Raw genomic sequence first — 23,055 nt, forward strand, 5'->3', positions numbered from 1 at the left:
TCTGACGTGTCGACACCACTAGTGCTGCGGAGCACAGCGGGCAGGGCGCTGGTGTTTTCCTGTTGGTTCTTCATGCCGCTTTCCTCCGATGTTCGACAGCGAGTTGGTCCATCAGGCGCTGGTGGTACGTGAGTCGGGCTTCTGCGGCAGGCCATGGACGGATGATTTCGGCCATAGGTTGTATGCCGACCAAACAATCCCAGATAGCCGGATCGGTTGGCATGAGGTCGCGGCGTTCGGTGGCCAGCGCAATCAAGTCGGCCTGGTGAACGCATGCAGGAAGTTCTGCAGCAATGTCGAAGCGCTGGCACACGCGTTGCCATACCCAGTCTTCAAAGTCCTGGTATGCATGTATCCACTGCTTAAGTGGCTTGGTCATGTCGCCCAGGTACGCCTCTGGCGCGTCGTGGAGCAAGGCGGCGAGCTTGTGTTCTTCCGGCACCAGCTCGGCGACGATGCAGCTGTGTTGCGCCACGCTGTAGAATTCGCGGCTGTGCCCGTTGAAGCGGCAGAGGTGTGCCAGTGAGTGGGAGATGTCCCGGGGATCGATCATATCGGCGTCAGGCTCGAACAGATCAAAACGTTTGCCGGTGTGGGTGAGGATCCAGTTCATGCGGCCTCCTTCACGAGATCTGCCAGCAACAGGGCATTGTCAGCTGCCTTATGCAACTCGCGCAGGGCGTCGTAACCGATCAGCGCTTTCAACTGCCGGTCGAACTCTTTGTTATGGCGAGTCACTGCGCTCAGTTCCTTCATGGCCTTGGTGTACTGCTGTTGCAGTGTTCCGGCGGCCTGGGGCGTCAGACGCAGCGCTCGGATTGGGCGGCTCATGCTGGATCCTCCTGGTGAAAGGAATCCGACTCGGCAGCCATGCTCAAAGCGTGGTCACGCAAAACGAGTGCTTGAGTGGCGTGGCTTTCCGAATTGATCGCTTGAAAGAAATCGGCGGCGAGTTTGAGTTTTCCCGCGATGGCCGTCAGGATCTGACGGTCCTGGGGTTCCCTGATCAAAATCAGTTCCAGGCGTTCGCATCGGCGCGTGGCCTTTTCAAGAGCGGTAGCACTCGACGACTCGCCCTCTTCAATGCCCTCGATGTAGCCATTAGTGTGGCCATCGTCGTAACCTTCGCTCCAGCCATCCTTCAGTCCGCCTCGATACCCGACCCAGTACAGAATGGCGACGGCGATTACGAAGCTGATCAGGGCGAAAATTTCAAATGCTGTCATTTGGTTTGCTCCTTGGGTTGTATACCGCTTGGCTGGTGGTGCAGCGGTTGCGGTGGTGCAACTGTTATCGACGTGTGTCGGTCAAAAAGTCATCGCTCGTCTGGCTGGGGTTGAGTGTTTGTCAGCTCCTCGTCCGCAGCATCTGCCTGTGTATCAATGAAGATGGCCAGATGGCGGATGTCGATAAAGCGGGGGCGCTTGGCGCTGGTATCCAGAGTGGTGATGGGTAGCGCTACACGGCCGCTTGTCAGTGCACGAGTGAAGTTGTCCTGGTTGAGATTGCTGAAGTAGCGTTCACGTACCTGTTCGACGGGTACGAGCAGATCCCCGAGCGTTCGGTACAACAGGTCAACGGTCTGACTTCTGGGCGCTATCGGCAGGCGCAGTTCGCGCTGTACGGAGGCCGTCATGCTGCATTCGCCTTATCTACTTGCGCCTTGAGCGTGCCGAGCGTCAGCTTTCCAGATTTACGTTGCGTCGGTTCTTTAGTGCGGGGTTGGTGGCTCGCTCGAATGTCTCGGTTGATGGCTGCCAGTGCTGTACGTGCCGTGCTGGCAAACGCTACGAAACGCGGTAGTGGTGAGGTACTGTCTAGCGGTTCGAGAACGGCACCCAGTTCAACGCCTTCAATGCCATTGCCAAGGCGCAGCATGGCTCGAGCACGGTAGTTGGGGCCGAGATCGATCACGAGTTGGTCGAGAGCGGCCGCCAGTTGAAGGTGCTCGATTTGCAGCGGTGCGCCGGTGATGGTGAGGGAAACGTCGGCGGCAGTTGCGGCCAGGGTGAGGTTGGCAAGAATTTTCTCAGCCGTACGACGTTCTTCAGGCAGGTTCAGTAGTTCGATCAGTAGGGTGTCAATCAGTTTGCGGTCCATGTGTGTTCCCTCGGGGGTGGTTCCATGCGATCTCAACGTGGGTACGTACCAGAGCGCGTAGGTGCTCCGGTACTTCTGCCAGCGCGGCGACGCGTTCCTCGCGGGTTCGCATCGCCGTGATCTTGCGGGCGTACTGGCGCGGCCATGCTTCGGGCTGTCTCATTACGCGACTTCTCGCGGATCAGGCACTGCGGGTGGGGCTGGGCGCTCAATACCGATCTGCCTGGCCAGCCAGGAAATGCCAATATCGGTCACGCGCGTAGTGCGCTTGTATTGCATGCCATGCTTCTCGTGAAACCAGCGACTTTCACGGGTGACCAAAAAGTCTTTGGTCAGGGCAGGGTTGGTTGGAAGGTTGCGTTGATCCAGCAGGCCTTTGTCGCGCATGCGTTTCATCAACTCGCGGTGCCCCAGGCCCAGGCGTTCGGCTACGCGTTTGAGGGATAGGCTCATGGCGGCACCTCATACAGCGGCTGCGAGGCTATTGCGGTAGCCCTGCAGGAATTGGTTGAGGTATTCAGCCAGGATTGCGTGGGCACGCTGGTTGTCGGCGGGCAGGGTGAACAAGTAGCCGGCGTCGTCGAGTTCGAGCGTGGCGATATAACCGCCGCGTGGGTTGCGCTGGATCTGAAGTGACGGCTCTAGTTCATCGGCGATAAGGTGGTAGATGCCGCGCCCACGTCGGATAGCCAGACGTAGGGTGGCCTCTATATCGCTGACAGCTTCATGCTTATCTACGTCGGGCACACCGGTAGGGCTGCGGCCATTGGCGATACCTTCAATAAAGCTCGCAACGCGCGTGGCGTTGTTTTTGCGGTGCTTATCAAGGGTGACGGAATTGAGCGTCCCGCAGATCTGCACCAAGACCGTGATGCCGGCATTGCACTGATCGATCTCGACCCGAGCCGCTACGGATTGGCAGCCATCACACGAATGCAGGATGTGATTGAACGTGCCGCTAAGGTTTACCTGGGCCTGTAGACGGATGTAGGCGCTGGCATTGAGAGAGAGTCTACTCATGCTGCACGCCCTCCATCGTCTGGATTGAAGGGGGAAGGAGTTGGGCTGGTGGTTGATTTGCGTTTAGTGGGGGCGAAGGCGCAGCCGTGGATTATGGCTAGGCGGCGCACCTCGAAAACGCGGCTTTCTGGGCACGTTGGTAGGACGTGCAAGGTTGCGGTTTGCATGGGAATTGCCTCGCTCTGTGGTGGGAGAGTGAGGCAATTAAAGTTCTCTTAACTTTTTAAGTCAAGGATACTTAATATATTTTGTTAAGAGATCTACAGCTAGAGGGCTCCAGCGTGCCATACGGCCCGTCCGATGATGAGTAGATGACCAATGCTTGTATCGGTAGCGCTCTCATCCGGATAAGCGCGTTTGTCCTCGTTGTCGCTTCGAATTATCCAACCGTTGGTGAGCGTGTGGACTAAGCGCTTGATGCTGATGTCTCCGTCTGGGCGCTGAATTGCATAGATTCTGCCGTTCAACGGCTCGCGCTGGCCTTCGTCAATCAGCAGCACATCATCATCAGCAATGGTCGGGAACATGCTCATTCCTGTGCTGTAGATGACCTTGAGGTTCTTTTCCTTCAAGCCCATTCGGGTAAGCCAGTCTCTCCTAAACATTAGGCCGCCGAGGTCTTCTATGTGGTGGTTTGTGTGACCCGGGCCTGCACCCGCCTTGGCGGTGAATTGGGGAATCAGCACATGGCCCTCCTCGAGGGCACCGGCGTCATATTTGTCCCCTATGCCTTCGGCGAGCCACTGTGCTGAGAACCCGGTAGCGCGTGCGAATAGGAAAAGATTTTCAGCTTTGAGGCTCCCGTCTCCCTGGGCTAACTGGCTAATTCTGGCAGCACTCAGGTTGGACTCTATGGCCAAGACGCTGGCTTTCTTTCCGCACTTGGAAATGGCGTATGCGATTCTTTCTGCTGGAGTATTCATTAAGCTAGCTTAAGGCTTACTTTGTTTGGAGTCCTTCATTTGCTTGCCAAATAAGTTAAGTATACTTACTGTATTGGGCAGGCAAACAGGAGAGCACCATGCTCACGACAGACGTAATCGCCTTCTTCGGAGGGAAATCTAAAGTAGCTGCGGCTCTGAAAGTCTCCCCCGCTGCAGTATCGCAATGGGGTACTGAGCCGCCGCAGTCACGCCAATACCAGGTTCAAGTGCTTACAGATGGAAAGCTCCGGGCGACAGTTAAAGCGTCAACCCAGCAAGCCGCTTGAATGAAGTAAAGGGCAGAGCGGTGCGGAGCAAACCAATACCACGCGCCGTTCTACCACCCCCCTAGGGCACGGATGCCTTGGGTTGCCTGCTAACCCACCACGGTCTGCAGGCTGTAACGACAGGGCACATGCGGAGCGTGCGCCTTGCCATTGGCGTGCAGCCGGGTTTTCTACCACAGAGCAACCGGCTGCATGCGACCACCTGTGAGTGACCACGGCGCAACTGTACCAAACAGGCATGCGGCGGTCACTGGCAGAGTTTTTGGAGTTTTGCCATGAACCGTAAACAGTTCAATTCCATTGAGCGCGCACGGCGTTCGCTGTTGACTCTACCGCAAGCTTTGCTCCACGCCGCACGTGATTATCCGGGCGGAGCCACTGCCATTGCCGCTATCGACGGCGGCAACGCCACCACCCTCAATCATAAGCTGAGCCTGACCAACACCAGCCACACGCCTAACATTGGCGATCTTGAATTGGTGCTGGATGCCACGCGCGATCCGCGCATCGTAGATGCGCTACTGCATCCCATTGGTTGGGTGGGAATCGACGTTTCCGAGTTGAGCGACACCGACACGGCGCAGTCGCTAATGGCAGGCATTGGCGAGCTGCTTTCTCGTGAGGGGGAGTTAGCCACGCATGTATCGACCTCATTGTCCGATGACAAATTGGACGATGACGAACTAGCTGAGTTTGAGCTGTTGGCCGAGCGTATGGTGCAGGCGGTGTTCAAGTTGCGCGCGGTGCTCCGCAAGATGCATGCGGAGGATCTGACCTATGTCTGACAACGCAGATGTTGCTGATAAGGTCATTGCTCTTAATCTCGCAGTGGCCATGGCCGTGCGACCTACTGCCAATCCAGGCCAATGTACGCTCGAGTGCGTGGACTGCGGAGATGTCATCCTAGAGGCTCGGCGGTTGGCAATGCTTGATCGCGGCTGTACGCGCTGTACTGACTGCCAGGAGCTGGCAGACCGGCGTGGGGTACGGGCATGACCAATCACGAACTACTCGATGATGTGTTGGCCCAATTGCAGGACTACGGGCTTAAACCAGAAACCCCACTGGAGATTGGCAAGCGAACGCGTTGCGAGTGCGATGGTGATAAGGCCCCGGAGAAAACGGGTTGGTATGTGATCTATGAGCATCTGACTGGTGACGCCAAAACACTCTATTGCGGCGCGTTTGGCGACTGGCGTCAGGGTGAAAAAGGCAGTTGGCAGAAGATCAAGCCTAAGGGCGGGCGGCTGAGCCCTGAAGATCGAGCGGTGATGCGCGCCAGGGCCGAGGACGGCCAGCGTAAGGCCGCCTTGGCCGAGGATCGAAAGCATCGCACTGCCGCACGGCGCGCTGCTGGTATGTGGAAGCACTTATCTGAAAAGGGTGGTTCGCGTTACTTGGATTCCAAGCGGGTAGTCGGCATCGGTCTGCGTTACAAGGCGAAGAGTGGTACGGCTTTTGTGCCGATGCGCAATGTGAAAGGCGATATTGTTGGGCTACAGGTGTTATACCCGGAAAAGCAGGCTTCTACGGGGCGGAACAAAACCTACTGGCCGTACGGTTTGGCGAAGGAAGGCGCGTTTCATCTGATCGGCCCAGAGCCCGAACCGGGCGATGTGATTTTGATCGCTGAGGGATACGCGACCGGCGCCAGCCTGCACATGGCGACCTCACTGACGGTGTGCATTTGCTTTGATGCCGGCAACCTGCTGCCGGTGGCACAAGCCATGCGCACAAAGTATCCCGGCCGGCAGCTGGTGTTTTGCGCAGATGATGATTGGAAGACTGTAGTGAATGGGCACCCGTACAACGCGGGGGTAATCAAGGCTGGCAATGCGTCGGTTGTGGTCGGTGGGCAGGTGGTTATGCCGGTATTCGACAACGACCGGGAAGACGGCTGGACGGACTTTAACGATTTGCACTGTGCCGAGGGCATGGATACGGTCCGCCGCCAGGTGTTGGCGGTGGTTCGACCCTCTACCGATGAGGGGTGGCGTGAGAAGCTGCAGTACTCTGAAAAGGGAGGATTGATCGTACATCCATTCAACGTGGCATTGATTCTGGGTAACGATAAACGCTGGGCCGGGGTCATTGCCTGGGATTCGTTCAGTTCAAAGACCCGCAAGTTACGTACGCCTCCATATGGCGGGTGCAAGGGCGACTGGAGTGATCTGGACGATATTCGAGTGGCTCTGTGGCTTGCTGATGTGTACGGGTTGCGGGTGAAAACTGCCCACGTGGTTGAGGCTGTAAGTGCGGTGGCAAATGACAACGCTTACCACCCGGTGCGCGAATATCTAGAAAGCCTTGAGTGGGGTGGCCTGCCGCGCCTTGAGCGTTGGTTGCAGGACCGGCTGGGCGTCAAGGATAGTTCGTACACCCGCAAGGTGGGTAAGCGCTGGATGATTTCTGCGGTGGCCCGCGTTTTCCGGCCTGGCTGCAAGGCTGACTCAATGTTGATTTTGGAAGGTTTGCAGGGTGAGGGGAAATCCACCGCTGCACGTGTGTTGGGCGGCGAGTGGTTCATGGATACGTCATTTGACCTGAGCAGCAAAGACGCCTATCAGGCGATCCGGGGCAAATGGATTGTGGAGATGGCCGAACTGGACTCTCTGAACAAGGCCGAGTCGACCAAGGCCAAGCAATTCGTCTCATCGCCTATCGACACCTACCGCGAGAGCTATGGCCGGCGGATGCTGGATGTGCCCCGGCAGAGCGTTTTTATCGGCACCACCAACCAGGATGAATACCTGAAGGACGACACAGGTAACCGCCGTTACTGGCCGGTGATGTGTACCAAAGTTGATCTTGAGGGCCTGAGAGCCGACCGTGATCAACTCTGGGCCGAAGCGTTAGTCTGTTTTCGCGCAGGTGACATATGGTGGGTGGAGCGTGATGAGGCTGAAGTGTTTGCGGCTGAGCAGGATCAACGTTATCAGGCAGATATGTGGGAAGACCTAGTGGTCGGCTACCTGGCCAACAAGCATATTGGCGATACGGTGACAGGCGCGCACTTGCTTGAGCATGCGCTCAACATCGATCCAAGCCACTGGGGTAGACCCGAGCAAATGCGAATCGGCAAGATTATGCATCGGATGAATTGGCCCCGGCGGCGCAAGGGTAACTGTGTGCGTGGTGTGCGCAGCTATGAGTATGTGAAACCGCCGGAGTGGAAGCGAGGGTCGGCGGCGCCTATACAGGAGACCGCATTTTGATCCCTGAAATGGATGAGATGTTGAAGCTGTGGGCGCTCGATATGCACGGCGGTGGCGGCCCTGACGGATCTGCCAGCAGCATGTTGGGTCAGTTGATCGATTGCCGGGGAGAATTGATTCGAGGCACACGCGGCGGTTCAAAAATGCTTCTGCCGTGGAGTGCAGACATTGAGGTGATCGTAAACAAGCATCTGTCCTGGCATCTGGTCCAAGTGGTGCAGGAGCATTACCTGAACCGTGAAAGTGTGGAACGCCAGAAATGGGCGCACTGCGGGTGTGGTCGGACGCAGTTCTATGCGCGCTTGCACTCGGCACATCTTGAGATCGCAGGCATGCTGTTGGAGCGCGTAGCCTGATGAGGGCGCGGCGCGTCCGTATACGGCCTGCTAGTGTTTTGGCTAGTGGGCCATCTGCGCGCCGCGTCTTAATTGATGATGGCCCACCGTCCCACCTTTTTTCAATCTCTCGCATGTGACGCACCCACCCACATACGCGCGCGCACACGCGCAGCGTTTATTAAATCTCCCTTTACATGGAAAAAGTAATAAATAGTAGGACGGAAGGGCGCCGCTTTGATTTATCGGTGTTTCAGACGTCGCGCCTCTCTTGAGATCAGTGGGACAAGAGGGTCCATGCCTGCGGCGCTAGAGCCAGTAACGTTATATGTCCGTTGATTGCTGGTGTATTGCCGTTGATTGCAGGGTGGCAGCGCTGAGCTCTTGCTGCCACCGGACTGGAGGGGTATAAATCAGTCATGTTCAAAGAGGTACGCACACAGCGATCTCACCAAAAAACCCGGCCTCTGCGCCGGGTTTTTTCATTTCTCCTCAGACGTACTACTTCGTACAGATAATTTTTCCTTTGGAGCTGAGAAATGGAACGAGATCAGAATCTGTTGGTGAAAATCTTAGACGTCTGCATCAAGGACTCCGATGACTGGAAGCTTGATTTATCGGGGAAGGATATTCGCAGCAAATTCTCCAGCGCCGAGTGTGTCCATTGGTCCGGTGTAGTCGTGGATGGCCATATCGAGCTGCTTGTAGATTTGGGTTGTATCAATGTTGAAGGGGAAGCTCCGGATATACGTATCCAGCGCGTCACCAATGCGGGATATAACTATCTCGACAGAAGTAGAAGGTTGAGTTCGCGTAGCAGTGAACTCCCCATCCACTAGACAACAACGTTTTTGAGCCCTGCCTAGCGCAGGGCTTTTTCGTTTACGGAGTAGGCCAATGACGAACGAACAGCAAGCGCTGGCAGAAATGCCGATCTGGTTAGTGATCGTCCTGGCCCTGGTGGGCGGTGTGTCGGGCGAGATGTGGCGAGCGGACAAGGAGGGCGCCCGGGGTTGGGCATTGATACGGCGGCTGGCCCTTCGGTCCGGCGCCTGCGTGGTGTGCGGGGTATCGGCAATCATGCTGCTGTACGCGGCGGGCATGTCGATCTGGACGTCCGGCGCACTGGGATGCCTCACCGCAATGGCAGGGGCAGACGTTGCCATCGGGCTGTACGAGCGCTGGACTGCCAAGCGCCTGGGCCTGCAGGAAGCAGAAGCCAAGGGTGAGGCCGGACCTTAAACATCCAGGGGCAATGACCATGATGCGACTTGAGATGCGCGACAACATCGACAAGATCGTCAGGGAGATGCGTGGGCTCAGCAAGTCGAAGGTGCCGATAGCCGCTGCCAAAGCGCTGACCTTCACCGCCGAACGCGTCCAGGCAGCTGAGAAGGCCGAGCTTGAGCGAGTCTTCGATAGGCCCACACGGTGGACGCTTAACTCGGTCTTCAAGCGCAGTGCCACGACCAGCCGCCTGTTTGCCCGGGTTTGGGTCAAGGACGAAGCCAGCTCAGGCGTGCCCGCGTCCAAGTACCTGCCGGTCCACATTGACGGTGGCAACCGACCACACAAGCGATTTGAGAAAGCGCTGATCCACTACGGCTTGATGCCAGCGGACATGTACGCCGTCCCTGGTCGGCGTGCCAGGATAGATGGCAACGGCAACATCAGTCGCGGCCAGATCGTGCAGATCCTGTCTGCACTCGGAGCAGCTGAGCGGGTGTCGGGCTTCATGGCCAACCGCACTAAGCGCAGCCGACGCCGCAACCGCAACGCACCAGACTATTTCGTGGGTCGGCCTGGCAACGGCACCGGCCCTTTGGGTATCTGGCAGCGGATCGGCAACGGGGCACGGCCCATCCTGATCTTCGTCAAGCGCCCGACGTATCGGCGGCGCTTTGACTTCTACGGGGTAGCCAATCGCGTAGCGGAGGCCGAGTTCGAGCCGCTGTTCCGACGTGCCCTGGCACGGGAGATGGAGCGAGGCTGACCTCTTGTCGGCTTCGTGCATTTCTCCTCAAAAAGTGGCGATTTTTCAATGATTTGTCGGGGTTTTGGCTTGACAGGTCGACCTGCGGCCCAAAATCAATGGGTCCTTCCAGGCAGCGGGGCCATCGGGGTAATTCGAACCCCGACTTTTTTGCAGATTCAACCCGACATGGGGGGTTCCGCTTCCCTCCCAGCGACAGGACCAGACCATGCCAACTCAACATGAAATCGCCGAGCATCTGGACATGAGCGAGCGTAATGCGCGCGATGTGCTCAAAGGGCTGACTCTGGATTGGCAAACGGCAAGCATGGACGAGATCCGAACAGCCTACATCCGCGATTTGCGCGCGAAAGCCGCTGGGCGCGGCGGCAGCCAACTTGAGGAACTCAACAGAGCGCGGATCGATGACCTGCAGCAGAAGTCAGCCAACGGCCGGTTGGTGTATTACGAAAAACTGCGCTCATTGATTCCCTCCGGTGAGGCAGAGCGTGCGCTGTCTGACTGGGCCAGTTTCGCAAACCGGGAATACCTGGGCGGCCTTGAACGCATCATTCAGGAAATCGAGAACGTGCAGAAACTCACGGTAGATCGAACAGTGGTGGCCAAAGTTGCTGGACCTACGACCGAGCGAATTGCAGGCTACGCGCGAAAACTTGGCGCGGAGCTTGTCGGCAGCAGCGGGCAAATTCAACCCGCCGCGTGACATCCCGACCGCGCACTACCTGAGCACCGAGTTTTACCTGCCCGCTGAGAGCGGCGTGCTGCACGGCCTGTACGATTTCCAATACACGCCTTACTTCCTCGGCGTTGCTGCCGCCCTGGATGATCCCCGGGTGAGCGAGGTGGATCTGATGAAAGCGGCGCAGATCGGCTGGACGTGGTTCTTGATCGGCTACCTGTTCAAGTTCATCCATAATTTGCCGCGCCCGATCATGATCCTGTTCGCCAAGGAAAAAGACGGCAAAAACTTCCACGATGAAAAACTCAAGTTCGGTGTTACGGCGAACACTGAGGTGGCCAAGTTGATGCCGGTCGACGTCAGCCGCACCTCGGGCAACCGTTGGGACCATAAGACATTCCCGGGCGGGTTCCTCAAACTGGTGGCGTCGAACTCTCCCGGCAACGTTAAGTCCACGTCCTCGGTGGGCTTGTCGGTGGTGGAAGAACCGGACGACACCAGCGACGACGTGAAGGGGCAGGGTGATGCGATCGCTCTTTTGGAGGAGCGCGGCAAGCGCTACCCCGGCTCGAAGATGTTGGTGGGCGGTACTCCGGCGATCAAGGGCGCGAGCAAGACCGAAGCGCGTCTGGCCCAGACCGATTGCCGGGTTTTGCCGATCATCTGCCACAGCTGCGGCCAGTCGCATGTGTTGGATTTCGCCCATATCAAGTGGCTCGACATTGAAGATGACGCCCAGCCCCACGAGATCTACGGTCGCGCCGATCCTGAGACCGCCGGCTACGGGTGCCCGCACTGTGGCGAAATTTGGGACGACTACCAGCGCAAAGAGAACATCCGCAACACGGTGTTCAATGCGATCGATGCCGGCGACCCATACTGCGGCTGGGTGCCAACCAAACCCTTTGCCGGTCGTGCCGGATTCATTGAGCTAAACGAACTGTACGCGTGCCTGCCCGGTACCAGCCTGGCAGACATCGTACGGGAGAAACTCAACGCCGAGCATCAGGCGTCGATTGGCAATCTGTCGTTGCTGATCAAGTTCGTCAACCAGAAACAGGGCCGTGCTTACGAGTACAAATCCGATCTGCCTGAGGCCGATAAATTGGCTGAGCGGGCAGAGGACTACCCGGAGATGTTTGTGCCCATGGGGGGCCTGGTGGTTACCGCCGGCGTCGACGTGCAGCACGATCGCCTGGCGGTGGTGATGCGGGCCTGGGGCCGAGGCGAGGAATCCTGGCTGATCTACTGGGGCGAGATCTACGGCGAGGTGGTGCTGCCTGACCAGGGCGTCTGGCTTGATCTGGAAAAGCTGCTGTTTGCGCCGATTCCACACGCCTGCGGCGCCAAGCTGAGGGTGCTGGCTACTTCGCTGGATACCTCGGACGGCACCATCACTCAAGACGCAGCGTATGCATTTTGCCGTAAGCATCAGCGCAACGGCGTGATGGCGATCAAGGGTGCGAGTGAGCGTGGCAATACACGCGACGATGAGCGCCGGGAGATCTTCAGCGCCCCTCGGCAGGGTGTCGATACGGACAAAGAGCAAAAGGCCTCTAAGTACGGCCTTCGCCCTTACATTGTCGGTACCTCGCGGGCCAAAGATCTGTGGATTGAGGGCCGTCTGCCATTGACCGGTGACGGCCCTGGTCGGATGCACTTTTACAAAACGGTGCGTCCGGATTATTTCCGGCAAATCACCGCTGAAGTGAAGGCGCCCAGCCGGCGACACCACTACCGCAAGGTCTGGCAGAAAAAGGCCGGCCAACCGAACGAAGGTACCGACTGTGAAACGTACGCGTTGCACGCAGCCCGTTCCCTGAAAACGCATTTGATGCGGGAGCAAGATTGGGCGGGGCTCGATGCACAGATCCGTCAGGGTGCGTTGTTTGATCCACCCGAGCAGGATCAATCCGAGGCAGAACCCGCTCCGGAAATGGACGGGGCTAGCCCGGAACCGACACCACCCGTCGAACCACCCAATCTCCCGCCCTCTGGCGGGAGAATTGTTTCTGAGCGCCGTAGTGCGATGCGCGTGCTCTCCCAACGCAGGAATTAATTCATGGCTATCACCCTGGAACAAGCGCAGGGCCAGCTGCAAGCTTGGCTCGATGCGAGCATGAAGGTCAGCCAAAAGCAGAGCTACCGCATCGGCACCCGGCAGTTGGAATACGCCGACCTTGCCGAAATAACCAAGACGATCGACTACTGGCAACAGCAAGTTGATCGCCTGGAAAGTGGCCGTCCTCGGGGTATCGTCCTACGTGGGATTACGCCGCGATGAGCCGCTCGCCGAAATTACCAGAGCCGACGCTGTTGGATAAGGCCATCACCTGGCTCAGCCCCGAGCGCGGCGCCAAGCGCATGAACGCCCGGTTGACCATAACCGCCTTGGGGGGGTACAGCGGCGCGTCGAAGGCCAAGCGTTCGCTGAGTGCTTGGACACCGACAGCCGGCAGTGCGGCGGCTGATCTGCTGCCCGACTTGCCCACGCTTCGCGAACGCTGCCGAGACCTTGAACGCAACAACCCCATCGGCGGCGGTGCGATCAATACGGTGACGACTAAAACGGTCGGCACGGGCCTGGCGCTCAAATCGGTGGTCAATCGCTCGATTTTGGGCTGGGACGAAGACCAGGCCAGGGAGTGGCAGCGCAAAACCGAATCGCTGTTCAAGTCCTGGGCAGAAACCACCAGCTGCGACATCACTCGCGAGCAGAATTTCTATGGCCTGCAGGACTTGACCTGGCGGTCGGTGCTGAGCAGCGGTGATGTGTTTACGTTGCTGACCCACAAAGAACAACCCGGCCAGCACTACTCGGCGTGTATCCAGCTGATTGAGGCCGACCGGGTGTGTAACCCGAGCAACAAAGCCGACACGGAAGCCCTCACCGCCGGCATTGAACGTGACGCTGATGGTGCGCCGATCAAGGCTCACATTCTGCGCAGCCACCCGGGGGCGCTGGGCGTCAAAGAGCGCGTCTGGGATGACCGTCCGTTCTTCAACGAGCGCGGCGGTCGGGTGCTGCTGCATGTGTACCGGCGTCGTCGGGTGGGCCAGCCACGCGGTGTGCCGTACCTGGCGCCGGTGATCGAAAAGCTCAAGCAATTGGACCGTTACACCGATGCTGAACTGGAAGCGGCGGTAGTGTCTGCGTTCTTCGCCGTGTTTATTAAACCGGGGCAGAGCGGCAACCTCAGTCCTTTGGCCTCAGCGGCGACCGGAAACACGCCGGTTGGCACTGATCGTCCTGCTGGCCGTGAACAAGGCGGTTGGGACGGCTCACTCAGTGGCGGCATTGTCGCCGAGCTGGACGACGGTGCGTCGATCGATACCGCATCACCCGGTCGCCCGAACATGGCGTTCGATCCATTCGTGCTCGCCATGCTCCGGCAGATCGGCATGGCCCTGGAACTGCCCTATGAGGTGCTGATCAAGCACTTCACCGCCAGTTACACCGCCGCGCGCGCCGCGGTGATGGAGGCTTGGCAGTTCGTTCGCGGTTGCCGTGACTTTCTGGGCCAGCATTTCTGCCAGCCCGTGTACGAGCATTGGCTTGAAGAGGCCGTGGCACAGGGAGACATCGAGGCTCCCGGTTTTTTCGACCACCCGTTGCTGCGCTATGCGTACAGCGGCTCGCTATGGGTTGGTGATGGTCCTGGCACCGTTGATCCGCTCAAAGACATCAATGCCGCCGAAAAGCGCGTCGATATTGGTGTCAGCACGCTCGCCAAGGAATCCATGCTTTACGACGGCAGCGACTGGGAAGAGAACCACGAACAGCGTGCGCTTGAAGTGAAGCGCAGGCGCGATGACGGCTTATCCGTCTCACCAACGGCTCGCCCCGAGGATGAGCCTGCGGCCAATCCTGATCTTCCTGAACGGACCTAACTATGAGCGACAACCCAACCGATGCACCTCCCGTGCATCGGGTGACGGCGTTCGACCTGGTATCACGCGAGCCTTGGGCCATCACCCCGGACATGCTGCAGACCATCACCGCCATCGCCCGCCGGGAGCATGAAGGTCCGGAAGCCCTGGAGGCCAGGCAGGGCAAGCCCTTGCAGAATAGCCGCGCGGTAACTCAACGCGGCAATGTGGCATTGCTGCCCGTCACCGGCCCGGTGTTCCGCTACGCCAACTTGTTTACGGCGCTGTCCGGTGCGACATCGCTGGATGTGCTGGCCAAGGAGTTCACCACCGCCGTCGACGATCCGCGCACCGACACCATCATTCTGGTGATGGATACACCCGGTGGCATTGCGAGCGGCATCGCTGAATTCGGCCAGATGATTCGGGCCTCGCCCAAGCGGGTGGTGGCCTACGTGTCCGGTAACGCGGCCAGCGCTGGCTACTGGATAGCTGCAGCAGCCCATGAAATCGTCATGAGCCGCACCGGCGCGGTGGGCTCCATCGGCACGGTGCTGACGGTGCGCAAAAGCGACGACGACGGCAGTTTTGAGATCGTCAGCAGTCAGAGCCCGAAAAAGCGCCCTGACTTCAGCACTGAATCAGGACGTGCTGTGGCCCAGGCCCATGTCGACCGGCTGACTGACATCTTTGTCGAAGACGTCGCCAATTACCGTGGCCTCAGTGTTGAAACCGTTTTGGCCGACTTCGGCCAGGGCGATATGCGCATTGGCTCCGATGCCGTGGCATTGGGCATGGCCGACCGTGAATCCACCCTTGAACAACTCATCGCTGAGTTCAACAGCAGTTCTTCTGGAGAAAGACCTATGTCTACTACCACCAACAGTAACGCACCCGCTCCAACTGCAGAAAAACCCATGATCAACCGCGAATACCTTGCCGCGAATCATGCCGAGCTGCTCGCCAGCCTGGAACATGACGCACACGCCGCAGGTGCCGCCGCCGGTGCCCGCGCTGAGTGCGAACGCATCCAGGCGGTGGAAGCGGCCGCGCTGCCCGGGCATGAAGAGTTGATCGCCACGCTCAAGTTCGACGGCAAAACCAGCGGTGCCGAAGCGGCGGCGCAGGTTATCGGCGCCGAAAAAACCAAACGTGCCGGTGCTCTGGCCGACATTCGCACCCAGGCGCCTGCGCCGGTGCCCAACGTGTTGACGCCACCGGCAGCCCCTGAGGCTGTGAAGGAGGATCCAGAGGCGCCGCTGGAGGACCGCGCCAAGGCGACCTGGGACAGCGACAAGGAGCTGCGGGCCGAGTTTGGCACCTTCGAGGCCTATCACGGCTACCGCAAGGCCACCGAGCGTGGTCTGGTCAAGGTCCTGAAAAAGTAAGTACCGGGTAACCCCTTCCCACCCATGGCTCTGGAGAATCCTATGCCTCTTACACTCGACACCCCCCGCGCTTACGAGATCGGGGAAATTAACGATCTATCGGTTGCGGCCGGCGTGCAGATTTTCGAAGGCTCGGCGGTTGGAATTGTTGCGGCTAACGGACTCGCACGTCCCCTGACGGCAGGCGATCTGTTCGTGGGCTTCGCCGATCGCGGCGTCGACAATCGAATCGGTGCCGCTGCAGCAGCGCGCGTGCGTCTTCGCGAAGTGGGCAAAGTTGAACTGCCCGTCACTGCGCTGGCGATCACCGACATCGGTAAGCCGGTGTATGCCAGCGATAGCGGCACGTTTCTGCTAACCGCCGCTGGCAACAGCCTGATCGGGCATGTTCACCGATTCGTGCGCACCGGCGTCGGCATCGTCAAGTTCACCGCCCAGGCCATGCCGGTAGCGGCCTGACGCATCACTCAACCCGTTTTTTCAAACTTTTCTCTGACCGTATCCTTTTTCAGGAGAATCACCCATGGGTGCTGAAGTACTTTCCAGCCGTGCCATCATCGGCATGTTTTACGAACTGCTCGAGCAGAATGTGGGGTCGAACTGGATCGACGCTGTGTCCAACCTGTTCGACTCCGACCAGGCCAAAGAAACCTATCCGTGGATCGGCATGGTGCCGACCTTGCGTGAGTGGATTGGTGGTCGCCACGCCAAGGGCTTTATCAGCGCTGATCTCGAAATCGAAAACCTGCATTTTGAGGCCACCCTCGAAGTGCTGGTCACCGAGCTGCGCCGCGACAAAACTGGACAGTTGCGCATCCGCCTGGGCGAGCTGGCCGACCGCACTAACGCGCACTGGGCACGACTGCTGTCGGTGCTGCTGCTCAACGGCGAAAGCCAGACGTGTTATGACGGCCAGTACTTCTTCGATACCGACCACGAAGAAGGCCAGAGCGGCGTGCAGTCCAACAAGATCACCACCGACATCTCCGAACTCCCAGCGACACTTCACGGGACGTCCAGTCGGCCGAGCGTTGAGGAGTTCCAGCAGGCGGTTGCCCGATCGGTCACCCAGTTGACCAGCTTCAAGGATGACCAGGGCGAACCCATCAACGAACTGGCACGCGAGTTTCTGGTGATGGTGCCGTTCAACCTGCTGAGCGTTGCGCAGACAGCGCTCAGCGTGCCGCGCGGTACCAACATCAGCGAGATCGTCATGCCGGACAACGTGGTGGTTCGCGTGGTGGGCAACGTGCGCCTCAACGCCTGGGTGGACAAATTCGTGACCTTCCGCACGGACGGTCGTTTGAAAGCGTTCATCCGTCAGCAAGAGACCGACGTGGCCATGAAGGCCAAGGCCGAAGGCTCGGAGTTCGAATTCGACAACGATGCCCATCAATACGGTGTCGACACCTGGCGCAATGTGGGTTTTGGCCGCTGGCAGTACGCCGTTCTTAACCAACTGGTGGCGTAAGCCTTTCGGCCTGACACCTCACTGAGGGCATTGATATGCCGAAATACCGCGTGGAACAGACGATTACCCTTTATGGGGGGGAACTGATCCTTAATGCGGCCCAGGCCAATGCGCGTGCGCACAACCTGGAGCCGGTCGCAAACAAGAAGGGCCGCTACACCATTGCGTCGCCTGTTCAGTTCAAAGCCGGGGAAGTGATTGTGATCCCCGGCGAGCCGGACAAGGCGTTGGGGCAGCGGTTGACGAAACTGGACAAGGTCGCAGGAGAGCGTAATGCCGAATAAATCCTACACGGTGCTATCCGGCTCCTTTCGCGGGCCAGATGACAAACTGACCGGGGCGGGGGGCGTGATCGAGTTGCCTGATGACGTGGCCCAGCGCTTTCGCCACCAGTTGGAAGTGTTGGTGGTCGAGCCAGCACCGGCACCTTCCGCTGCAGGTGAGGGCGGACGCAAGCCCGTCAAGGTGAGCCCCGATGCTTGACGAAGATCTCAGGGGCTTCCTTGAGGACTTCGACGTCGGCGGGATGGTTGATGGTCAGCCGTTTCTGGCCACGCGGGATATGCCGGACGAGATCCACGGCATGGGTGGCACCAACAGCCAGTCCACCGGCTACGAGATCCTGATCATCACCGCCGAGGCCGAGCGCCTGGGCATCGACAACCCCAAACTGATCACTGTCGCCGGTGTGAATTTTCGCGTCCGTGACCGCCGGATGATTGATGACGGCGCCTTTAGCCTGGCCTCCCTCACCAAGGTTTAACCCTCATGCCTTCGATTCAAGAACGCATCGTCGCAAAGGCGCAGGCGCTGATTCTGGCCGCCGGTTCCTTGGCGGCAGACCGGGTGTATCGCAGTCGTACTGAGGCAATCAGACGGGATATGACGCCGGCGATCGTGCTGCGCCCTGACCTTGAAACCTGTGAGCGCGAAAGCGCTGCTGTGGATCGCAACCAGTTCGAGCTGACGGTGGAAATCATCGCCCGGGAGGACACGGTCACAGGTGCAGCCTGGGATCAGGTGGCTGACTTGGTCAAGGTGGCCGTGCATGCGGTGCTGATGGCAGAGGACGCCTTTGAAGAGGCGGATCGGGTGCAACGCTTCTATATCGACTGGATTGAGGACGAAGGCGACAACACCGCCGGCAACTGCATGGTGCGCTACCGCTTCACCTACCTGTGCAACACCGGCGACCTGACGGCCGGACCTACTTTTTACTGAGGAACACATTATGCAAATCGCATTCGGCAGCGGGTTGTTTTACGCCACTCCGCTGATGGACGCCTATGGCAATGCCATTTCCGCGCCGACCCCCATCCTGCTGGGCATCATGCAAGAAGCCTCGGTGGATCTGTCGTTTGATTCCAAGGAATTGTTCGGCAGCGAGCAGTTTGCGATCGATGCGGCACGGGGCCAGGGCAAGCTGACGGGCAAGGCCAAGTCCGCCCAGATCAGTCTGCTGCAGTGGAATCAACTGGTGTTCGGGCAGACCCTGACCACCGGCCAGATGCTAGTCCATCACGCGACAGTGCCCACGGTGATCCCCGCAGGTGCCACGATAACCGTGGCGCCCCCAGCGGGCGGGACGCTCTCCGGTGATCTTGGGGTACGGGGCGCTGGTGCGATCCCTTACGTACGGGTATTGAGCGCGCCGACTGTTGGGCAGTACACCTTTGATGCCGCCACGGGGGAATATGCATTTGCCGCTGCAGACGTGGCCAATTCCGTGTTCATTGATTACCGCTACACCGTTACGACGGGCAAAAGCCTGTCGGTGAAAAACCTGCCCATGGGCGACATGCCTGTGTTCCAGGGCGAGTTGGTCCTGAAATACAAGGGCAAGACCGTGTATGTGCGCGTACCTAATTTCGTCAGCAACAAGCTAGGCATCGCCACCAAACAGGACGACTACGCCATCCCGGACTTTGAATTCACCGGCTACGCGGATGAGTTTGGGGAGGTTTGCTATTGGAGTGCCAACGAATGAACGTCGTAAATGTGCCTGGAGTTTCGTTTCCGTTTCCAGGGAAAACGCTCGTCATCCCACCCCTGGCGCTGGGGGATCTGGAGCAACTGCTGGAGCGGATCAACGCGGTAATGGCCGGCAATATGGACCGGGACAGTATCGCCACGGTGATCGATGCCACCCATGCAGCATTGCGTCGGAACTACCCGGACATTGAGCGTGCAGAGGTGGCTGCGCTGCTGGACCTTCGCAACATGCGTGACGCGTTGGATGCTGTTATGAGCGCCTCGGGCTTGGAGGTCACAGAGTCCGCGCCGGGGGAAGGATTGGCCCCTTCGACTGGGGTCAACTCTACGCTCACCTGATCGCCAGTACCGGGCAAAGCCCGGTCACGCTTCGGCGTGATTGGGACATGGTCATGGTTGGGCATATGACTGATTACTGGCGTAGCTATCCGCCGGTTCATGTTCTAGTCGCTGGCTATATGGGCTACAAACCGGATCGAGATCTCACAGATGCGCCTTATTTTGCAGAAGCCCTTACAGGTATTGCTGCAGATATGCGTGATGAATTACCTGAACATCTCCGGAGCGCCCTAGACAACTTTTTTAAGAGTAATAATTGTTAGCCTACGAGTTCAGTACCGGTGATAAAGCTAACGGCACTAATATGTTTGTGTAATAGGACAGTCTTCCCGTTACGCTCAATCTCAACTAGAACGTAGTCTTCTGAAACTGCGGCTATTCTTCCAGAGAATAGGTCGCCTGCGAATTCAAAAAGCGCTCTTACGTCTTGGTTGTGCATGTGTTTAAGTTTTTCTTTAAATGCCGGCATAGTGCTTCCTGAGATAACTCTCTATATCGTTTAAATGTGTAGCTTTTCCATCTTGCATGTGTGTTAGGCATGTCAAGTTGTTAAAAGTTTAAAAAGAATTATTTTACGATGTTGCTGAATTTTGACTCTTTTTGAGAGCGCTTATTATTTGGTTTTGTTTCGCGTTTCTTTAGGTCTCGGTGTTTGAATGAGGTAGCGGTATGGACAGGAATATTACTTATCAATTCACAGCCGGCACTCAAGGTTTTGATCGCGCAGTTGAAAGTATAGAGCGCAATATGCGTGATGCCCGTGCGACGTTTGGTCGCGAGCTGAGGGCAATCAACACCGAGATGGTGGGCAGCCAAACCCGGCTCGCTCGTTTTGGTCCGGCGGTGAATGAGGCTTTCTCCGGCGTCAGTACCATTATGCGTTCGGGCCTCGGTGGTGTGGCGGCTGGCATTGCGGGTGTGTTTGGTCTTGGCGCTTTCAAGCTGGGTCAAATCGTTAGCGATAGCAAGGACGCGGCGATCCAACAGGAGGCTGCTTATCGTGGACTCGAAGCGGTGGCCAATCATGCCGGCGTCGGTATTGGCCGGGCCATGGATGAGGCCAACAAGCTCGCCTCCGACGGCTTGCTCAGCGTTGGTGACGCGGCCAAGGCCCTGCAAAATCTGCTCAGCCGTGGCTACAACGTCGACCAGGCGGTGGCGGTGATCAACCGCCTGAAAGACGCAGCGGCGTTCAATCGGCAAGCCAATCTCAGCATGTCGGAGGCTGTGGTGTCGGCCACCGAGGGCTTGAAAAACGAAAACTCGGTGCTGGTGGATAACGCCGGTGTCACGAAGAACGTCGCCAAAATGTGGGACGAGTACGCCAAGAGCATCGGCACTAGTCGCGACAAGTTATCGGATTCGCAAAAGATTACGGCCGAATACAACGGCATCATGAAAGAGACCGAGGCGCAGGTCGGTAATGCTGCCAAGGCGGCAGATGGGTTGATCGGCAGCCAGGCCGAGCTCGACTCCAAAAGCAACCAGCTGCAGGTCACCATTGGCACCATTCTTGAGCCTGTCTTCATCAGCCTGAACAAGCGGCTGTCTGAGACTGCCAGCTGGTTCAATAACCTTCTGAAAAGCATGACGGGTGTTGGGGTGACCGTTGATGAGGTCGCTGCCAATGTCGCCCGCTATGAACAAGTGCTGGCGAATTTTACGGCAGGTCCACGTGCTGGAGGCAGTAAGGCACCGCTTGAAGCCACACTGGCCGAGGAGCGCCTGCTGCTGGAAAACATGCAGTTGGTGTCCAACAAGCTAGAAGAAGTGGACGCGGGTATGCGCTCCCGTTCCGCTCGCATCGAAGAGCAGCGGCGCAAAGTGGCGCAGATGGCGGCTACGGGTGATACCGCCCTGACCAAAGCACCACAGCAGGGCAGGACAAGTCCGACCGCTTACGGCGTTGAAGTCGCCAAGTTGACCAAGCTCGAGCAGGCATACGCTGCAGCTGTCGAGCATCGGAAAAAAGTGGTTGATTCCACGACGCCTCCCAAAAAAGCGGATGACCCGGTAAGCGCACCGGCGAATACCAAATCACGGGTCAGTGAGTGGGCGGAAGCATTGGACGCGCAGAAGGTCGCTCACGCCCAGCAGCAGGCCGAGCAGGGCACGTTTCTGCAGTTCTCCGAACAGCAGGAAATGAAATATTGGCAGGGCATTCTCAAGCGCACGGATTTGAGCGCGGCCGAACGCTTGAGTGTTCAGCGCAATTACCTGGCGTCATTGAATGCTTTGCGCCGGCGGGACGAAGGCCAGGCCTTTGCCGATCTGCAGGCCCAGGCACAGCAGTATCGCAACAATATGGACGCGCGCCTGCAGATCGCTCAGCAGACATTAGAGCGCAGCCGGCAACTCTATGGCCAGGACAGCCAGGAATACCGCAAGGCTGCGGCTGAGGTGGTTGCTGTAGAGCGCGAAAAAAAGCAGCAAATCACCAACATGAAACAGCAACAGCTGGCCGCTGATCAGCAGGCGCGGCTTACCGATGTTGCCCATGCCGAACAGATGGCCCAGCTGGATCTGCAGGCCAACCTGATCACCCAAGGCCAATTGCTGCAGGCCCAAGCCGAGTTCGAAAAGCAACGGTATGCGATCGAAGCTCAGGCATTGGCCGAGCGTAAAGCGCTGCTGGAGCAGGATCCTGACCGTAACCCGGTCGCCCTGCAGCAGGTCCAGCAGCAGATCCTGGCGCTGGAGCAAACCCACCGAAACAGCATGGCGGTGATCGGCAGGCAGCAAACCTTCGAGTCGCAAAGCAACTGGACGGGCATGGTCGACAGTTTGCGTACTAGTTGGTCGAGCGGGTTGAGCGGGATCTTGAGCGGCACCATGAGCACCCAGGGCCTGCTGCGAGGGATCTTCACCAGCATCGGGACCGCATTCGTTGAAAACATGGTCACGAAGCCATTGATGGCCTGGATTTTTGGAGAGACGGCTAAAACCGGTGCGACGGTAGTCGGAGTTGGCGTTCGAACGGCAGCAGAGGCGGGCGGTGCAGCTATGTCCGTAGCGATCTGGGGTGCAGCCACAATCAAAAACATCATCGCCAGCGCTTGGCAAGCCATGGCCGGTGCCTTTGCAGCCATGTCCGCCATTCCAATCATTGGTCCGATCCTCGGTGCGGCGGCTGCAGTGGCTGCCGGCGCATTCGTATTTGGCCTGGTGAAAAACGTCGCCTCGGCCGAGGGCGGCTACGACATCCCCGCTGGTACCAATCCCATGACGCAACTCCACGAGCAGGAAATGGTGCTGCCCAAGCAATACGCCAATGTCATTCGCCAGGCAGCCAATGGGGAAGGGCAGTTGGGAGGCACTGGCAACAGCTATCACTACCACGACAACAGTGGGCGAATGTCACCTGCTGATATTCGGCGTGGTGCCCGAGTGCTGGCCGAGGAAATGCAAAAAATGCGGCGCAACGGCGCTATCAAAACTTAGGG

General features: G+C 58.3%; 31 protein-coding genes. 22 read left to right on the forward strand and 9 right to left on the reverse strand.

Annotated elements, in window-relative coordinates:
- Positions 1-70: 70 nt before the first annotated feature.
- The 8 genes from ACI512_RS04610 to ACI512_RS04645 all read right to left on the reverse strand — a co-directional run bounded on the left by ACI512_RS04610 (position 71) and on the right by ACI512_RS04645 (position 4,043).
- The gene (locus ACI512_RS04610; RefSeq protein ID WP_405121646.1) at positions 71-613 is read right to left on the reverse strand and encodes a phosphohydrolase; all 543 of its coding nucleotides are present in this window, start codon (positions 611-613) and stop codon (positions 71-73) included.
- The gene (locus ACI512_RS04615; RefSeq protein ID WP_405121647.1) at positions 610-831 is read right to left on the reverse strand and encodes a hypothetical protein; all 222 of its coding nucleotides are present in this window, start codon (positions 829-831) and stop codon (positions 610-612) included. Before ACI512_RS04615 ends, ACI512_RS04610 begins: the two co-directional genes overlap by 4 nt.
- Positions 828-1,226, reverse strand: coding sequence for a hypothetical protein (locus ACI512_RS04620; RefSeq protein ID WP_405121648.1), 399 nt, complete (start codon positions 1,224-1,226; stop codon positions 828-830). The genes ACI512_RS04615 and ACI512_RS04620 overlap by 4 nt, the downstream gene beginning before the upstream one ends.
- An 89-nt stretch (positions 1,227-1,315) precedes the next feature.
- On the reverse strand, positions 1,316-1,636 hold the full coding sequence (locus ACI512_RS04625; RefSeq protein WP_184744335.1) for a pyocin activator PrtN family protein: 321 nt from the start codon (positions 1,634-1,636) through the stop codon (positions 1,316-1,318).
- A complete protein-coding gene (locus ACI512_RS04630) occupies positions 1,633-2,100 on the reverse strand; it encodes a hypothetical protein (protein ID WP_405121649.1) in 468 nt (155 codons plus the stop codon). The genes ACI512_RS04625 and ACI512_RS04630 overlap by 4 nt, the downstream gene beginning before the upstream one ends.
- Before the next feature lie 162 nt (positions 2,101-2,262).
- A complete protein-coding gene (locus ACI512_RS04635) occupies positions 2,263-2,553 on the reverse strand; it encodes a phage antirepressor KilAC domain-containing protein (protein WP_053130847.1) in 291 nt (96 codons plus the stop codon).
- A gap of 9 nt (positions 2,554-2,562) precedes the next feature.
- Positions 2,563-3,120, reverse strand: a complete 558-nt coding sequence (locus ACI512_RS04640) for a hypothetical protein (RefSeq protein WP_405121650.1) — start codon at positions 3,118-3,120, stop codon at positions 2,563-2,565.
- Between the two features lie 266 nt (positions 3,121-3,386).
- Positions 3,387-4,043 carry a LexA family transcriptional regulator gene (locus ACI512_RS04645; protein WP_065927349.1) on the reverse strand — a complete coding sequence of 219 codons (657 nt, stop codon included), beginning with the start codon at positions 4,041-4,043 and terminating at the stop codon, positions 3,387-3,389.
- A 98-nt stretch (positions 4,044-4,141) separates the two neighbouring features.
- Between ACI512_RS04645 and ACI512_RS04650 the strand changes: the two genes are divergently transcribed.
- From ACI512_RS04650 to ACI512_RS04750, 21 genes are all read left to right on the forward strand, one after another.
- Positions 4,142-4,330 (forward strand): Cro/CI family transcriptional regulator, encoded by a 189-nt coding sequence (locus ACI512_RS04650; protein WP_405121651.1) that lies wholly within the window; start codon positions 4,142-4,144, stop codon positions 4,328-4,330.
- A gap of 275 nt (positions 4,331-4,605) precedes the next feature.
- Positions 4,606-5,115 carry a phage regulatory CII family protein gene (locus tag ACI512_RS04655; RefSeq protein ID WP_074844100.1) on the forward strand — a complete coding sequence of 170 codons (510 nt, stop codon included), beginning with the start codon at positions 4,606-4,608 and terminating at the stop codon, positions 5,113-5,115.
- A gap of 207 nt (positions 5,116-5,322) precedes the next feature.
- The gene (locus tag ACI512_RS04660; RefSeq protein WP_405121652.1) at positions 5,323-7,545 is read left to right on the forward strand and encodes a VapE domain-containing protein; all 2,223 of its coding nucleotides are present in this window, start codon (positions 5,323-5,325) and stop codon (positions 7,543-7,545) included.
- Positions 7,542-7,901 (forward strand): hypothetical protein, encoded by a 360-nt coding sequence (locus ACI512_RS04665; RefSeq protein ID WP_405121653.1) that lies wholly within the window; start codon positions 7,542-7,544, stop codon positions 7,899-7,901. Before ACI512_RS04660 ends, ACI512_RS04665 begins: the two co-directional genes overlap by 4 nt.
- A 518-nt stretch (positions 7,902-8,419) precedes the next feature.
- Positions 8,420-8,719: a hypothetical protein gene (locus ACI512_RS04670; protein WP_405121654.1), complete on the forward strand. Its 300-nt coding sequence runs from the start codon at positions 8,420-8,422 to the stop codon at positions 8,717-8,719.
- Positions 8,720-8,777: 58 nt separating this feature from the next.
- Entirely contained in the window at positions 8,778-9,122 is a 345-nt protein-coding gene (locus ACI512_RS04675; protein WP_053130823.1) for a phage holin family protein, read from the forward strand.
- Positions 9,123-9,141: 19 nt separating this feature from the next.
- A complete protein-coding gene (locus tag ACI512_RS04680; protein ID WP_405121656.1) occupies positions 9,142-9,873 on the forward strand; it encodes a hypothetical protein in 732 nt (243 codons plus the stop codon).
- Between the two features lie 208 nt (positions 9,874-10,081).
- Positions 10,082-10,576: a hypothetical protein gene (locus ACI512_RS04685; protein WP_405121657.1), complete on the forward strand. Its 495-nt coding sequence runs from the start codon at positions 10,082-10,084 to the stop codon at positions 10,574-10,576.
- Positions 10,539-12,611 carry a phage terminase large subunit family protein gene (locus ACI512_RS04690; protein WP_405121658.1) on the forward strand — a complete coding sequence of 691 codons (2,073 nt, stop codon included), beginning with the start codon at positions 10,539-10,541 and terminating at the stop codon, positions 12,609-12,611. The genes ACI512_RS04685 and ACI512_RS04690 overlap by 38 nt, the downstream gene beginning before the upstream one ends.
- A gap of 3 nt (positions 12,612-12,614) precedes the next feature.
- Positions 12,615-12,836 (forward strand): DUF6148 family protein, encoded by a 222-nt coding sequence (locus ACI512_RS04695; RefSeq protein ID WP_065899722.1) that lies wholly within the window; start codon positions 12,615-12,617, stop codon positions 12,834-12,836.
- A complete protein-coding gene (locus tag ACI512_RS04700) occupies positions 12,833-14,443 on the forward strand; it encodes a phage portal protein (RefSeq protein WP_405121659.1) in 1,611 nt (536 codons plus the stop codon). Before ACI512_RS04695 ends, ACI512_RS04700 begins: the two co-directional genes overlap by 4 nt.
- Before the next feature lie 2 nt (positions 14,444-14,445).
- Complete coding sequence (locus ACI512_RS04705; protein ID WP_405121660.1) at positions 14,446-15,810, forward strand: S49 family peptidase; 1,365 nt, start codon at positions 14,446-14,448, stop codon at positions 15,808-15,810.
- Between the two features lie 42 nt (positions 15,811-15,852).
- Positions 15,853-16,269 carry a hypothetical protein gene (locus ACI512_RS04710; protein WP_405121661.1) on the forward strand — a complete coding sequence of 139 codons (417 nt, stop codon included), beginning with the start codon at positions 15,853-15,855 and terminating at the stop codon, positions 16,267-16,269.
- A gap of 64 nt (positions 16,270-16,333) precedes the next feature.
- The gene (locus ACI512_RS04715) at positions 16,334-17,281 is read left to right on the forward strand and encodes a Mu-like prophage major head subunit gpT family protein (RefSeq protein WP_405121662.1); all 948 of its coding nucleotides are present in this window, start codon (positions 16,334-16,336) and stop codon (positions 17,279-17,281) included.
- A 35-nt stretch (positions 17,282-17,316) separates the two neighbouring features.
- Positions 17,317-17,565, forward strand: a complete 249-nt coding sequence (locus ACI512_RS04720) for a hypothetical protein (protein ID WP_405121663.1) — start codon at positions 17,317-17,319, stop codon at positions 17,563-17,565.
- Positions 17,555-17,764: a hypothetical protein gene (locus ACI512_RS04725; RefSeq protein WP_231808685.1), complete on the forward strand. Its 210-nt coding sequence runs from the start codon at positions 17,555-17,557 to the stop codon at positions 17,762-17,764. Before ACI512_RS04720 ends, ACI512_RS04725 begins: the two co-directional genes overlap by 11 nt.
- Entirely contained in the window at positions 17,757-18,044 is a 288-nt protein-coding gene (locus ACI512_RS04730) for a hypothetical protein (protein WP_405121664.1), read from the forward strand. The genes ACI512_RS04725 and ACI512_RS04730 overlap by 8 nt, the downstream gene beginning before the upstream one ends.
- 5 nt (positions 18,045-18,049) lie before the next feature.
- Entirely contained in the window at positions 18,050-18,502 is a 453-nt protein-coding gene (locus ACI512_RS04735; RefSeq protein ID WP_405121665.1) for a hypothetical protein, read from the forward strand.
- Positions 18,503-18,512: 10 nt separating this feature from the next.
- Positions 18,513-19,268, forward strand: a complete 756-nt coding sequence (locus ACI512_RS04740; RefSeq protein WP_405121666.1) for a hypothetical protein — start codon at positions 18,513-18,515, stop codon at positions 19,266-19,268.
- Complete coding sequence (locus ACI512_RS04745; protein ID WP_405121667.1) at positions 19,265-19,612, forward strand: hypothetical protein; 348 nt, start codon at positions 19,265-19,267, stop codon at positions 19,610-19,612. The genes ACI512_RS04740 and ACI512_RS04745 overlap by 4 nt, the downstream gene beginning before the upstream one ends.
- Positions 19,613-19,677: 65 nt before the next feature.
- Entirely contained in the window at positions 19,678-19,875 is a 198-nt protein-coding gene (locus ACI512_RS04750) for a hypothetical protein (protein ID WP_405121668.1), read from the forward strand.
- Here ACI512_RS04750 and ACI512_RS04755 read toward each other — a convergent pair.
- A complete protein-coding gene (locus tag ACI512_RS04755; protein ID WP_405121669.1) occupies positions 19,872-20,081 on the reverse strand; it encodes a hypothetical protein in 210 nt (69 codons plus the stop codon). The genes ACI512_RS04750 and ACI512_RS04755 overlap by 4 nt on opposite strands.
- Positions 20,082-20,281: 200 nt before the next feature.
- Between ACI512_RS04755 and ACI512_RS04760 the strand changes: the two genes are divergently transcribed.
- A complete protein-coding gene (locus tag ACI512_RS04760; protein WP_405121670.1) occupies positions 20,282-23,053 on the forward strand; it encodes a hypothetical protein in 2,772 nt (923 codons plus the stop codon).
- Positions 23,054-23,055: the final 2 nt, after the last annotated feature.

It is taken from the genome of Pseudomonas petroselini (assembly GCF_045037875.1).
Taxonomy (GTDB): domain Bacteria; phylum Pseudomonadota; class Gammaproteobacteria; order Pseudomonadales; family Pseudomonadaceae; genus Aquipseudomonas; species Aquipseudomonas petroselini.